General features: G+C 54.8%; 14 protein-coding genes. 7 read left to right on the top strand and 7 right to left on the bottom strand.

Annotated features, from left to right (window positions below):
- Positions 1–22: 22 nt before the first annotated feature.
- Both ychF and AUQ43_RS11470 read left to right on the top strand, forming a co-directional pair.
- Positions 23–1126 carry a redox-regulated ATPase YchF gene (gene ychF / locus AUQ43_RS11475; RefSeq protein WP_062956412.1) on the top strand — a complete coding sequence of 368 codons (1104 nt, stop codon included), beginning with the start codon at positions 23–25 and terminating at the stop codon, positions 1124–1126.
- A 143-nt stretch (positions 1127–1269) separates the two neighbouring features.
- On the top strand, positions 1270–2007 hold the full coding sequence (locus tag AUQ43_RS11470; protein ID WP_062956411.1) for a GMP synthase: 738 nt from the start codon (positions 1270–1272) through the stop codon (positions 2005–2007).
- Between the two features lie 30 nt (positions 2008–2037).
- Here the strand turns inward: AUQ43_RS11470 and AUQ43_RS11465 are convergent, their stop codons facing one another.
- The 4 genes from AUQ43_RS11465 to AUQ43_RS11450 are packed head-to-tail and all read right to left on the bottom strand — an operon-like array spanning position 2038 to position 5603.
- Positions 2038–2550 (bottom strand): DUF2478 domain-containing protein, encoded by a 513-nt coding sequence (locus tag AUQ43_RS11465; RefSeq protein WP_062956410.1) that lies wholly within the window; start codon positions 2548–2550, stop codon positions 2038–2040.
- A gap of 3 nt (positions 2551–2553) precedes the next feature.
- On the bottom strand, positions 2554–3594 hold the full coding sequence (locus tag AUQ43_RS11460) for a zinc-dependent alcohol dehydrogenase family protein (protein ID WP_062956409.1): 1041 nt from the start codon (positions 3592–3594) through the stop codon (positions 2554–2556).
- 52 nt (positions 3595–3646) lie between these two features.
- Positions 3647–4624: a rhomboid family intramembrane serine protease gene (locus tag AUQ43_RS11455; protein WP_062956408.1), complete on the bottom strand. Its 978-nt coding sequence runs from the start codon at positions 4622–4624 to the stop codon at positions 3647–3649.
- Between the two features lie 55 nt (positions 4625–4679).
- Positions 4680–5603 (bottom strand): LysR substrate-binding domain-containing protein, encoded by a 924-nt coding sequence (locus AUQ43_RS11450; protein ID WP_062956407.1) that lies wholly within the window; start codon positions 5601–5603, stop codon positions 4680–4682.
- 162 nt (positions 5604–5765) lie between these two features.
- Here AUQ43_RS11450 and AUQ43_RS11445 point away from each other — a divergent pair, with 162 nt between their 5' ends.
- Complete coding sequence (locus AUQ43_RS11445) at positions 5766–6293, top strand: peroxiredoxin (protein ID WP_062956406.1); 528 nt, start codon at positions 5766–5768, stop codon at positions 6291–6293.
- A 178-nt stretch (positions 6294–6471) separates the two neighbouring features.
- Positions 6472–7008 (top strand): carboxymuconolactone decarboxylase family protein, encoded by a 537-nt coding sequence (locus tag AUQ43_RS11440; RefSeq protein WP_062956405.1) that lies wholly within the window; start codon positions 6472–6474, stop codon positions 7006–7008.
- Positions 7009–7090: 82 nt separating this feature from the next.
- Here AUQ43_RS11440 and AUQ43_RS11435 read toward each other — a convergent pair whose 3' ends face one another.
- The 3 genes from AUQ43_RS11435 to AUQ43_RS11425 form a co-directional block, all read right to left on the bottom strand.
- Positions 7091–8593 (bottom strand): tripartite tricarboxylate transporter permease, encoded by a 1503-nt coding sequence (locus AUQ43_RS11435; RefSeq protein ID WP_062956404.1) that lies wholly within the window; start codon positions 8591–8593, stop codon positions 7091–7093.
- 9 nt (positions 8594–8602) lie between these two features.
- Complete coding sequence (locus tag AUQ43_RS11430; protein WP_062956403.1) at positions 8603–9043, bottom strand: tripartite tricarboxylate transporter TctB family protein; 441 nt, start codon at positions 9041–9043, stop codon at positions 8603–8605.
- Between the two features lie 78 nt (positions 9044–9121).
- Entirely contained in the window at positions 9122–10087 is a 966-nt protein-coding gene (locus AUQ43_RS11425) for a tripartite tricarboxylate transporter substrate binding protein (protein ID WP_062956402.1), read from the bottom strand.
- Positions 10088–10271: 184 nt separating this feature from the next.
- Between AUQ43_RS11425 and AUQ43_RS11420 the strand changes: the two genes are divergently transcribed.
- The 3 genes from AUQ43_RS11420 to AUQ43_RS11410 are packed head-to-tail and all read left to right on the top strand — an operon-like array spanning position 10272 to position 13388.
- On the top strand, positions 10272–10943 hold the full coding sequence (locus AUQ43_RS11420; RefSeq protein WP_062956401.1) for a response regulator transcription factor: 672 nt from the start codon (positions 10272–10274) through the stop codon (positions 10941–10943).
- Positions 10936–12330: a sensor histidine kinase gene (locus AUQ43_RS11415; protein ID WP_062956400.1), complete on the top strand. Its 1395-nt coding sequence runs from the start codon at positions 10936–10938 to the stop codon at positions 12328–12330. The genes AUQ43_RS11420 and AUQ43_RS11415 overlap by 8 nt, the downstream gene beginning before the upstream one ends.
- Positions 12327–13388: an ABC transporter substrate-binding protein gene (locus AUQ43_RS11410; protein WP_062956399.1), complete on the top strand. Its 1062-nt coding sequence runs from the start codon at positions 12327–12329 to the stop codon at positions 13386–13388. Before AUQ43_RS11415 ends, AUQ43_RS11410 begins: the two co-directional genes overlap by 4 nt.
- Positions 13389–13406 lie beyond the last annotated feature (18 nt).

Here is a 13406-nt window from a genome sequence, read left to right as displayed (position 1 = left end):
TCAAGTTACGGAGCCCGGAAAGATGGGATTCAAATGCGGTATTGTCGGTCTGCCAAATGTCGGTAAATCGACCCTTTTTAACGCCCTGACCCAGACGGCAGCAGCCGAGGCAGCAAACTTCCCGTTCTGTACGATTGAACCCAATACCGGTCGTGTCAGCGTTCCTGACGAACGCCTGGACAAGATTGCGGCAATCGCAAAGTCGGCCAATATCATTCCGACCCAGCTGGAATTTGTTGATATTGCCGGTCTGGTGCGTGGGGCATCCAAGGGCGAGGGCCTTGGCAACCAGTTCCTGGCCAACATTCGCGAAACCGATGCCATCGTGCATGTTCTGCGCTGCTTTGAAGATGATGACATTACCCATGTCGATAACTCGGTCGATCCGGTGCGCGATGCGGAAACCATCGAAACCGAACTGATGCTTGCCGATATGGAAAGCCTTGAAAAGCGCGTTCCCGCCCTTCAGAAAAAGGCGCGTTCGAACGACAAGGACGCCAAGCTGACCATGGATCTGATTGAGCGTACGCTTGAAGTGCTGCGCGAAGGCAAGCCGGCGCGTGTTGTCGAGATTGATGGCGAAGAAGAAGCCAAGGCGTTTCGTATGCTGCAGCTTCTGACCAGCAAGCCGATCCTTTATGTCTGCAACGTTGATGAAGACAACGCGGCCGAAGGCAACGAACTTTCGGCCAAGGTTGCCGAAATGGCCGAAGCACAGGGTGCACGTTCGGTTGTGATTTCAGCAGCAATCGAAGCCGAGGTTGCCCTGCTTGAAAGTGCCGAAGACAAGAAAGAGTTCCTAGAGGGTCTTGGTCTTTCGGAAACCGGCCTCGCACGTATTATCCGCGAAGGCTACAAGCTGCTTAACCTTTTGACCTTCTTTACGGTGGGTCCGAAAGAGGCACGCGCATGGACGGTGTTTACCGGTGCGACTGCGCCGAATGCGGCTGGCGTTATCCACACCGATTTCGAGCGCGGCTTCATTAAGGCCGAAACCATCGCCTATGACGATTTCATCGAATTCAACGGTGAAGCCGGCGCGCGTGATGCGGGTAAACTGCGTCAGGAAGGCAAGACCTATATCGTCAAGGACGGCGATATTTTCCACTTCAAATTCAACGTCTAAGCTTCCGCTTTTTCGTAATTATTCCAAAGGCCACCGTAACTTATGCGGTGGCCTTTGGTTTTTGCGCAGGCTGATCTGGCCTGGGGACTTGTCAAAACAGCCCAACGCGGTCTACCTTCGCCTTTACAGCAAATGGGGAGCGCATGAACGACCTAAGCCCGAAAAAACGTATCTTACTGGTTTTCAACTCTGCCACCGGACAGCCGGGACGGGTGGGAGCTGTCATGCGTCGTTACGGGTTTGAGTTTGATATTCGCCGTCCGGGTGAAGGCGACGAATTGCCGACCGATCTTTGCAAATATCATCTGGTCGTCGTGTTTGGCGGACCGATGAGTGCCAATGACGATCATCTTGATAATGTCAGTGCCATCATGAACTGGTTGCCGACCGTGGTGTCCAGTGATGCGATGTATCTGGGCATTTGCCTGGGCGCGCAGATGATGGCGCGCAATCTTGGTGCAGAGGTCCAGCCCCATCCCGAAGGTATGACTGAAATCGGCTATTACCCGGTGCAGCCAACCCCGGCCGGTGAACATCTTTTCCCTGAGGAAATGATGGTCTATCACTGGCACAGCGAAGGGTTCGGACTTCCCGAGGGCGCGGAACTCGTCGCGACCGGCCCGACATTCCCCCATCAGGCCTATCATGTTGACGAACGCATCTGGGGCATTCAGTTCCATCCGGAAGTCGATGATGAAAGCCATGAACGCTGGCTGGCCAATGCCGGGGACAAAACCGACCGTCCGAACGGCCAGTGTCCCGATACCCAGCGGGCGGGACGGGCCAAATATGACGCCGCATTTGGCGCGTGGTTTGAACAGTTTGCCAAGAAGGTGCTGGTCAAGGGGCTTGTGCCAGCCGACGCCGGGCACAGCAGCTAAGGCAAAAGGCAGCTCACTGCCAAAGCGATGTCAGACGGCAGCCATATCTGCCGGTCTTTTGGAAAGCCAGTTCTCAATCGCCGTTTCATCAAAGGCAAGTGCGTCTGCAAAACCGCCATGGAAGTCATTCCATGCGTCGTTATATTCATCGCGCACCCCGACCAGAACCGGGATTTCCAGATCCAGTGCGCGTGAAATCACATCACGAAGCCCGCGCCCCTCGGCCTCGCTTCGGCCAAAGCGCGCAATGATCAGGATGTCGGATCCGGCCTCGACATCGCGCGAAAGCTGCTGGGCAAGGCTGGACAGCGCATCGCCATCAAGCTTGCAGCCCTTGGCCATTTTGCCACGATTTTTGGTGATCGGCATTTCATCGCCGCTGCGCAGATTGCGGACATGGACCAGGGTTCCGCAATCGGCATCCTTGCGGCGTTTTTGCACATAGCCGGCAACCGATTTGCCATTCGCCAAAAAGGTATCGGCAATTGCGGCAAGAAGGTCGTCAATCGGGTCTTTGGGGTGAAAGGCAATCCCGGCCAGCATGGATCAGAACCGATCAATCACAGTGACACCTGTGCCAACGAAACTGTCCATATTCATAAGTGCGGTGGCCCCTTCGGCCAGTGTGACGTGATCGCCAATCAGCTTTTGCGGCGCCAGTTTGCCCGACTGGATCATGTCGAGCATCGCGTCATAGCGAAAAGCCTGCATGCCATGGCTGCCCAGAATTTCAAGCTCATGGGCCACCACACGGTCCATCGGGACTTTGGCGTGGGCGTGATCATCGGTCATAAGCCCGATCTGGACATGCTTGCCACGTTTGCGCAGGCACGCCACGGAATTAAAGCAGGTCACGGCACTGCCCAGCGCATCGACTGATACATGGGCGCCGCCACGGGTGATGTCCTTGATCGCAGTCGGTATGTCATCAACACTGTGGGCATTCAGCACTGCATTGGCGCCGAGCTCTTTTGCGAAGTCGAGCTTGGCATCATCAATATCAACGGCCACCACATAGGCACCGGCAGCGGCGGCAATCATGATGGCGGAAAGACCAACACCGCCTGCACCATGCACGGCCACGATCTGACCGGCGGTGACTTTGCCCTGATCAATCACGCCGCGGAAACTGGTGGCGAAACGGCAGCCAAGGCTGGCGGCGGTTGCGAAATCCATTTCATCAGGCAGGTGGACAAGGTTGGTGTCGGCATAATCAATTGCGACATATTCGGCAAAGCTGCCCCAGCCGGTGAAGCCCGGCTGGAACTGCTGATCGCACACCTGATGATTGCCGCTGTGGCATTCCGGGCAATGACCGCAGCCCGACACGAAGGGCACGGTAACGCGGTCGCCTTCCCGCCAGCGCTTGATATCCTTGCCGACCGCAACCACAGTGCCCGCGAATTCATGGCCGGGAACATGGGGCAGCTGGACATCGGAATCGTGTCCCATCCAGCCATGCCAGTCGCTGCGGCACAGGCCGGTTGCGCCAACCTGAATGACGACACCGTCATTACCCGGGGTCGGGTCGGGGAGTTTCTGGACCTCAATCGGGCCCTGATATTCGGTGAAGTAGGCTGCGCGCATGATGTTCCTCCCGATTGTTGTTATGTTTTTATCGGATGCAGTGTTTAAATTTTCAAGTGTCGTTATCGTCGCGCTCGGGATGCAAGCGGACAACCTTCGGAACGCCGACCGATGGTTTGGATTTTGGTTTCGGTTTTGGCTCTGGCGAGGCATTTGGCTGATAGCGACCCCATGGGGATGTATCGCGGTTCTCGCCCTCTTTGCCCCACGGACCGCGCTGTTCGCGGCGCATGTTTGCCCGTTTGGCCGCGCGTTCTGCCTCATATGCGGCGGCCCATGGCGGGATGTTGGATGTGGCCCCACGCGTTTTGCGGCCGGGACGGTAGATGCCAAAGGCCGGTGCAGGTGATCCGTCATGCCATAGTGGCACATTGCGATGCTTGAACAGCGGGATCAGGGCAAGTCCGGCAAGGAAGCCCGCGATATGGGCGACCCATGCAATGCCAAGGTCTGCACCGCTGCCGAAATTGATCACCTGACTGATAAACCAGAAGCCCAGCACGACCACGGCCGGCACATAAAAGATAAACACCCAGAAGAACCAGACCAGCACGCGGGCCTTGGGATAGAGCAGGAAATAGGCGCCAAGCACCCCGGCCAACGCGCCAGACGCGCCGATCATTGGAATTTCCGATTGGGTATCAAGCAGGCCATGCCCAAGGGCGGCGGCAACACCGCAGGCAAGATAAAAAATCAGAAAACGGAAATGGCCCATCGAATCTTCGACATTGTTCCCGAAGATCCAGAGATACAGCATATTGCCGCCCAGATGCATCCAGCCACCATGCATGAACATGGCCGAAAAGATCGACAGGAACCCGAAGCCAGCCGGAAACGGTGAAAAGCCTGGCGGCAGTTCCGCATGACCAAACAAGACAGCCGGGATCGCCCCATATTGCAAGGTCATCAGAACCGTGGCACGCGGATCAAGCGTGACGGTGCCGACAAACACCACGACATTGATCGCGATGATGGCATAGGTGACCCACGGGGTGATTGTTGTCGGGTTGTTGTCCTTGATCGGCAGCATTGGCTATGCCCGTTGTCTGTGTCTCCGATTGACGAGATCGGTCCAGCGCCCCCGATCAGGCGACCACGGCTTCATCCCGCGGGGCAAGGCGATCACGCAAATAAGCCGCCAGTTGGCGATATTCACTTTTACGGGCGGAACTGCGCCGCCAGACCATACCAATGCGCCGAATCGGAACCGGATTTTTAAACGGAATGATTTTCAGCAAATCCGGCCGACGCGCTTCGACTTCAAGCGACATTTCGGGCAATAGTGTGGCACCGATGCCAGCCCCCACCATTTGCACCAGGGTCGACAGGCTGTTGGCCTGAAAATCGGCCGACTTGCTCCAGCCTGCTTTCTGGCAGACTTCAAGTGCCTGATCGCGCAGGCAATGCCCGTCTTCAAGCAGCAAAAGCTTTTCATCCTTGATGTCGCCGATTTCGAGATGCTTTTTGTGTGTCAGCGGATTGTTCGGCGCGCAGGCAAAGACAAAGCGGTCTTCAAACAGTTCGAACTCTTCAAGCCAGTTTTCATCAATCGGCAGGGCAATCAGCGCAATGTCGAGTTTGCCAGCCATCAGAAGTTCGATCAGTTTGGCAGTCTGGTCTTCGCGCAGCAGTGGCTGCAATTTCGGAAAACCGGCTTTCAGTGACGACATTACGTCTGGCAAAAGATACGGGCCAATGGTGGGAATAACACCAATATGGATCGGGCCCGACAACGGGTCGGAGGCGGCCTGCGCCATGGTGGTCAGTTCGTCGACTTCTTGAAGGATACTTCGCGCCCGCGAAACGACCTCTTGGCCGAGCGGCGTCATCAGGACCTGACGCTTGTTGCGTTCGACCAGTTGCGCACCCAAAAGGTTCTCAAGCTCGCTGATCGCAGCAGACAAACTTGGCTGCGTAATGAAGCAAGCCTCTGCTGCGCGGCCAAAATGTCCGGTTTCGGACAAGGCAACAAGGTATTTGAGCTGCTTGATGCTGGGTTGGGCAGCCATAAATTTTTCCTATCAAACGTCGAAGTTTTATCTATTTGTCTTAGGTAATGCATTTCTCTACAAATCGCTAGCAAGCAGTGCATTTTTGCACCTGCACAGTAAAGTTTCGCGGCCTGTCGGGGGCCGCACATTGTTGTTAAAACTGGGTTAGGAGAAACCATAATGCTTACCGTTGGTGATACGCTTCCTGAATTCAATCTGACCGGCGTTTCGGGCAAGACCCCGGACAGCTTCGCACCGGTGACTGACAAGTCCTTCGAAGGCAAATGGAAGATCCTGTTCTTCTGGCCGAAAGACTTCACCTTTGTTTGCCCGACCGAGATCGTCGGTTACGGCGAACTGAATGGTGACTTCGAAGACCGTGACGCGGTTCTGCTGGGTTGCTCGACCGACACCGATTTCGTTCACGCTGCATGGCGTACCCACCACGAAGATCTGGGCGACAGCCCGTTCGTATGGCTTGCTGACGAGAAAAAAGACCTGTCGGCTGCCCTTGGTGTTCTGGCGAAAGACGCCGGTGTTGCGCTTCGTGCGACCTTCATCATCGACCCGGACAACATCATCCGTCACGTACAGGTCAACGACCTGAACGTTGGTCGTAACCCGCAGGAAGCGCTCCGTATTCTCGACGCACTGCAGACCGACGAACTCTGCCCGTGCAACTGGAACCAGGGTGACGAAACCCTCTAAGTCCGGTCCGGACATGATTTCGGGATCGGGCTTTGGCCCGGTCCCGCCTTTCAGCCTGTGAATATTGCTGCCTTTTGCATCGTCCGCCCCCATCGGGTGCGACACTGACACGGCTGATCCCAAATTTGTTTTTGCATTACGCGCTTATCGTTTCAGACAGTTTCAGAGGATTTTTCCCATGACGTCGATCGTTGAAATCAAGGACTCCATGCCGGCCTATGCCAAGGACCTTAAGCTGAACCTTTCGAGCATGGCCAACAATCCGGGCATGACCGATCAGCAGGTTTACGGTACTGCACTGGCGTGTGCCTTTGCATCGCGCAACGCCAAACTGACCAAGGCTGTTGCCGCAGAAGCAAAAGAAAAACTGACGCCTGAGGCGATTGAAGCAGCCAAGGGTGCGGCTGCCATCATGGGCATGAACAACATCTATTACCGGTTCAACCATCTGGTATCGGATGAAGAATACAGCTCCATGCCGGCCCGCCTGCGCATGAACATCATCGGCAAGCCGGGCATTGATAAAGCCGACTTCGAACTGTTTTCGATTGCGGTTTCGGCGATCAATGGTTGCGGCATGTGCATCGATTCCCACGACAAGGTGCTGAAAAACGCCGGCATCAAAAAGGAAACCATCCAGAACGCGATCCGCATCGCATCGGTTGTTCATGCCGTTGCCGTCGTGATCGATGCCGAGGATGCACTGGCCGAGTAACCGCCAAACATTTGCCATCAAGACAAAAAAAAGAGGGTGTCATTACGACGCCCTCTTTTAGTTTGTGTCCGGCAAGGACAGTTTATTTGGCTTTGCGTCTGTTACGGATGCCGATGATGACAGGCAGTGCGACAATCAGTACTGCCATCACATACAGACCAATACTTTCCCAAGTGGATACCAGGATCGACCAGTCCCCGCGCGAGATCGAAAGCGCGCGGCGCAGGTTATCTTCGAACAGGTGACCCAGCACAAAGCCCAGAATGATCGGGGCCAGCGAGAATTCCAGTTTACGCAGGACCCAGCCGAAAATCCCGAAAGCGATGATCAGGAACAGATCGAACGGGTTGCCGACCACAGAATAGACGCCGATGAACGCCAAGACGGCAATCAGCGGGCTGAGATATTTCTGCGGGATGGTCAGCATTCTGGCAAACAGACCCACCAGAGGGAGGTTGATCACCAGAAGGGCCAGATTGCCGATATACATCGATGCGATCAGGCCCCATGCGATTTCCGGGCGCTGTTCAAACATCAGCGGGCCAGGCGTCACGTTAAACAGCATCAATGCGCCAAGCAGGATGGCCGTTGTGCCAGACCCCGGAATACCAAGCGTCAGCATCGGGACCATTGCCCCGCCAGCGGCCGCATTGTTGCCAGACTCCGGTGCAGCCAAACCACGCGGGTCTCCGGTGCCGAATTTCTTGCGGTCTTCACCGGCCATACGCATTTCGGTGCCATAGGTCACAGCCGAGGCAACGGACGCACCGACACCGGGCAAGACGCCGATGACAAAGCCGATGATTGAGGACCGCAACATGGTCCAGCGGATTTGCATCAGGTCTTTCCAACTGACAAAGCTCTTGCCAATCGGAAGCAGCTTTAGTTTGCCTGATATCTGTTGTTCGACGAGGTGGATGAGTTCCGCCATGCCAAAGAAACCGATCACGACAACAAGGAAATCGAACCCGGCAAGGATATCGGGAATACCGCCCGTGTATCGCGCCACACCGGTATTGGCATCAATACCGACCGTTGCCAGCATCAAGCCGATTGCCGCGCCCATCAGGGTTTTGACCTGATTTTTGCCAACCAGCGAGGACAGGCTTGCAAAGGCAAAGACCATCAACGCAACGTAGTCGGCTGGCGTAAAGGTCAGCGCAAATTTCGCAAGGAACGGACCAAACAGCGACATCAAAATCACGGCAATGGTGCCGCCAACGAAAGACGCAATCGCCGAAATCGACAAAGCACGTCCGGCCTCGCCACGCTTGGCCATCGGGTTGCCATCAAGTGTTGTCATGACGGCCCCCGCATCACCGGGAACATTCAAAAGAATGGACGAGATGCGTCCGCCATATTCCGCACCATAATAGATGCCAGCAAGCAGGATCAGGGCTGATTCAGGTGGAAGGCCCAGGCTATAGGCAATCGGCAGCAGAATGGCGACACCGTTGATCGGACCAATACCGGGAAGTGCACCAATCAGGGTTCCGGCAAAACAGCCAATCAGCACGAGAAACAGGTTCAAAGGCATCAATGCGACACCAAAACCGCCGCTCAGGCCACTTAGAACTTCATTCATGGGAATAACTCACAAAAACGGTGCCAGCAGACCTTCTGGCAGGTTCAGGCCCAGCAAATAGTCACAAATGCCATATCCGATGATGCCGGTTGCACATCCGAACGCGACGGAGTGCAGGCGATTTGCACCCAGCATGACCGACAACAGGCAGCAAAACAGGGCGGTCGAAATCACAAAGCCGAGCGGCTCATAGAGTTCCGCGTAGCCGCCAAGCATCACAACCAACATCAGCAAGCGCAGCCATACACTGCGTCCGAGCGCAAACTGGATATGATCAGGGCGCACGAGGACGTAGAGGCTGCATAGCAGGAAGACGACTGCCAGTACCTGCGGCCATGTTTCAGGTCCGAGCGGGTCATACTGGAAGGGGGCCTTGATAATGAAAAAGGCGACATAGGTGTAAATGCCGCCCGCGATCAGGGCGAACAGGGCAAAGAGGCGATCAGCCATCGGAGATCTCCGGCCTAGGGAACGCTGGAAAAACTGTCGGTCCCCCATCCGAAAGCGGAGGACCGACATGTTTGGCGATTACTGGATAAGGCCAGCTTCTCTTGCGATTTCGCGAAGCTTCTTGATGCGTTCCTTGACGTTCTCGTCAAGGTCCTTGCCCGCAATGTTAAGCGGCAGCAAGCCCTTGTCTTTCTGGATTTTCGCGAACTCTTCGGTGCCATAGGCTTCCTTGAAGGCCGCTACCCATTTGTCATAGGCTTCGTCAGAGACGTTTTTGCCCATATAGAAACCACGCATGATCGTCCATTCCGCGTCGTAGCCAAGTTCCTTGGTGGTCGGAATGTCTGCGAATGGTTCCGGCAGGCGTTCTGGCGACATGACGGCAAGAACACGCAGCTGGCCTGTGCCGAGATGGGCGGTCATTTCGCCGATATCACCGGTGTAAACGTCGATGCTGCCGCCCAGAAGGCCGGTCAGGGCATCGCCGCCGCCATCATAGGCGACATAGATCATTTTGCGCGGATCACTATCGACAGCCTTGAGCAGCAGGGCCGCTTTCATCCAGTCTTGTGACCCCACAGAACCACCAGCACCGATTGCGAGGCTGCTTTCGTCTTCCTTGACCTTGTTCATCAAGTCATCAAGGGTTTTGTACTCGCTGTCTGCGCGGACGATGACGGCACCGAAATCAGCACCGACAGTGGCGAGAAAACGAACATCGTTCTCGGTCCATTCACCGTATTTGCCGGTCGCGATGTTCAGAAGCGAACCTGACGAGAATGCGACGATGGCGTTGGGGTCATCTGTACGGGTGGTGTTGAAAAGGGTGATGGCAACCGCGCCAATGCCGCCAGGCATGAAGGTCACCTGCATCGGTTCGCCCAACTTGTCGCCGACACCGCCCTGGGCGACACGGCAGGTCAGGTCAAAACCGCCACCCGGTTTCGCTGGGGCAATGCATTCGGGTTTTTCAATGTCTGCGGCATTTGCGGTGCCAAAAAGGCAACCGGCCATAACGACAGATGCTGCGAACAGCTTTTTCATAGTTGTATCCTCCCATTGGATTATTCTTTTCGCGTATCAATGTTCGATCCGCATATCAGCTATACGTTACGAGACTGACATTGCCTTGACGGTATGCTGACGGGAGGCTGACTCCTTCCTGACACGAAGCTGACGTGATGTGTAACAATTTGTAAGAAGCTCCGAGCAAGCCTAATATCCGGGCATGCGTATTCTTTTGATTGAAGATAATGAAACATTGGCGGAAACGATCATGGATCGTTTGCACGCGGATGGGCATGCCATTGATTGTGAGTATGACGGAGAGCTTGCAAACGATTTGTTGCGGCACAAGCAGTTCGATCTGGTGTTAATGGATGTCAACCTGCCGGGCCGCAGCGGGTTTGATATTTTGCGATCCATGCGCGCGCGCGGGGATGCCACCCCGATTCTGATCCTGACGGCGAGATCAGAAATAGATGACCGCTTGATCGGGCTTGATGGCGGTGCAGATGATTATATCGTCAAGCCGGTTGATCTGCGTGAACTTGCGGCACGGTGTCGTGCCTTGATCCGTCGCCGAAGCGGGACCGCATCAAATCAATTTTGCGCCGGAAACCTTGTGTTTGACCGGGCATCAAAGGTTGCAACGATTGACGGTCGCGATATTGAATTGCGCAACAGAGAAGTACAGTTGCTTGAAATCTTCATTGGCAATTTGCAGCGGGTCCTGACCAAGGAAGATCTGGCGGACAAGGTGTATTCGTTTGATGAAGCGCCCAGCATGAATGCGGTCGAGCAAATGGTTACCAGACTACGCAAGAAACTGGCTGGTGGGCCGATTATCCTCAAGACCATTCGGGGGCTTGGGTATATTGCCCATATTGCGGATGAATAAACGGGTCGGACATCATTCCCTGCGCCAGCGTCTTTTGACCAGCATGGCGGTGGGATTTGCGATCATCCTGGTCAGCATTGCGATTGGGATCTGGAGTTACGCAAGGGATGCGGCAAACCATTCCTATGACAGGCTTTTGAGCGGGGCAGCGTTTGCCATTCTGGAACGCACACTGGTGACGCCAACCGGCCCCAGTGTGGAGATTCCTTATTCGGCGTTGGAACTAATCGGTCTGGCTGAAAGTGATCGCGTTTTCTATCGTATTTTTACCGCCAATGGCGAAACCCTGACCGGGTCAGAGAATTTACCATTGCCCGAGCACTACAATCCAACCGACCAGCCGGTATTTTTTGATACCCATTACAGCGGCGAAGATGTTCGTTTCCTGCTTCAGGGACGGTTTCTTGCCGGTGCCGGGTATGGGGATTGGGTTGTTGTTCAGATCGGCCAAACCCGAATTGCAAGAGATGCCTTTGCACGGGAAATGATGATCAATGCGATTGCACTTTTGTTGTTGGTTACCGTCATCGGACTTGGTTTTGTCTGGTTCGGGATCAACCGTGCATTGTCACCCCTGATCGGGATTGAACGCCAGCTTCGGCACCGCGAACCAACCGATTTTTCACCCATCGTGATAACCCCCCCGCGTGAGGTTGCCAGTCTGACCCGTTCGATCAATGGTCTGATCCTGCGTCACAAGAAAAGTCTTGATAACGCGCAGGCCTTTATTGCCGATGTTGCCCATCAGACCCGTACATCGCTTGGTGCGCTACAGGGGTTGCTTGAAAGTGCCAGCCGTCAGGCGGATGTGAAACAACAACAGGTCCGTATCGCCCAAGCCGAAGAACAGACAGAAAGAACAATTCGCCTGACCAATCAGCTGTTATCGCATGCAATGATCATTCACCGCGCCGATAACAAGCCGCTGGAACGCAAGGTGTTTATTGATGTGGTCCGTACCGTCTTTGCCGAGATCATTCGAGATTATCTGAAATATGACACGGACTTTTCCATCGACAGCGAACTGGATGGGGACGAGGAAACCTTTGTAATGCTTGACGAGATTGGCATACGCGAGGCGTTGCGCAATCTTGTCGATAACACCATCAAGCACGGCAAGGCACCTCACAAGATCGGTATTCTGGTACGAAAAACCGGTGGGAAATGCCTGTTAATTGTCGATGATAACGGGCCGGGCATTAACGAGCAGATGTATGCAACCGTATTGGAAAGGTTTTCAAGCATGAGCAGCGGCAGCGGTCTTGGTCTGTCGATTGTCAGTGCGGTGGCCGATCGCCATCACGCGGAACTCAGACTGGGACAGTCGCCCGACGGCGGGTTGCGTGTCGAAATGGTCTTTCCCGTCGTCGAGGGGGAACAGGCATGAAGCTGCTTGGTGGTTTCGTTCCGGCGAGATGGTTTGGCGTTATTGTTCTTGTCGTCGGGCTGTTGTCTGGCAGTCAGGCATTTGCGCGCGTGCAATTGCATGTGTGGTCGGCAACCGATACGTCGGCGTTCGAGCCGATTATCAAGGCGTTCGAAGAAAGATACCCTGACATTGAAGTGGTCTATCGCGAGTTCAATACGAGCGAACTTTATCAGGTTGTCATGTACAATATTGATAACCCGGATATGGAGGCAGATGTCATCATAAGCCCGGCCATGGATTTGCAGGTCAAACTGGTCAATGAGGGGCTGGCCTATCAGTTTGAGCCGGAAAATGCCGAAGCGATACCGGCGTGGGCCAAGTGGCGCAACGAACTCTACGGGTTTTCGTTCGAACCAGCAGCACTTGTGTATAATAAGCAGGCTTTCCATGGTCTTACCAGACCGACGTCGCACACCGATTTGTCCAGTCTGGTGCGCGACTATCCCGAAATGTTCAGGGGAAAGATTGGCACTTATGACATTCGCAAATCGGGTATCGGATATTTCTTTGCCACACAGGATGCGATTCAGAACAACCAGTCATCGCGCTTGATTGAGACATTCGGGCGTGCGGGGGCGCGGCTTTACTGTTGCTCGTCCGAGATCCTGAACCGGGTTGCGACCGGTGAGCTTGTGCTTGGCTATAATGTGATCAGCTCATACGCGATTGAAGCGGCTAAAAACTTGCCGGAAATCGGGATCTATTTCCTGCGTGATTACACCATCGCCATGAGCCGTACGGCCTTTGTGCCCAAGACATCGCAAGCGAAGTATGAGGCTCAGGCCTTCGTCAATTTTTTGTTGTCGCATGAAGGTCAGGAGGTTCTGGCCAACCAATCTGCCCTTATTCCGATCAACCAGAAAGTCCAGACGGAGCTCAGTCCGCACATAGCAGACATTCCGGTCTTTCGTGTAAAGCTCGGCATCGGTTTGCTTGGTTTTCAGGACCAGCTCAAGAAGAAGAGCTTCCTTGAAGACTGGCGATCCTCGATCTTGTGGAATCGTGAGGATGAGTAGGGCCAGATACTCGCCTGC

Origin of the sequence: Thalassospira sp. MCCC 1A01148, assembly GCF_001613795.1 — a bacterium.
Classification (GTDB): domain Bacteria; phylum Pseudomonadota; class Alphaproteobacteria; order Rhodospirillales; family Thalassospiraceae; genus Thalassospira.
The sequence above is the reverse complement of the archived record's forward strand: the minus strand, read 5'-3'. Positions and strand labels throughout refer to the sequence as shown.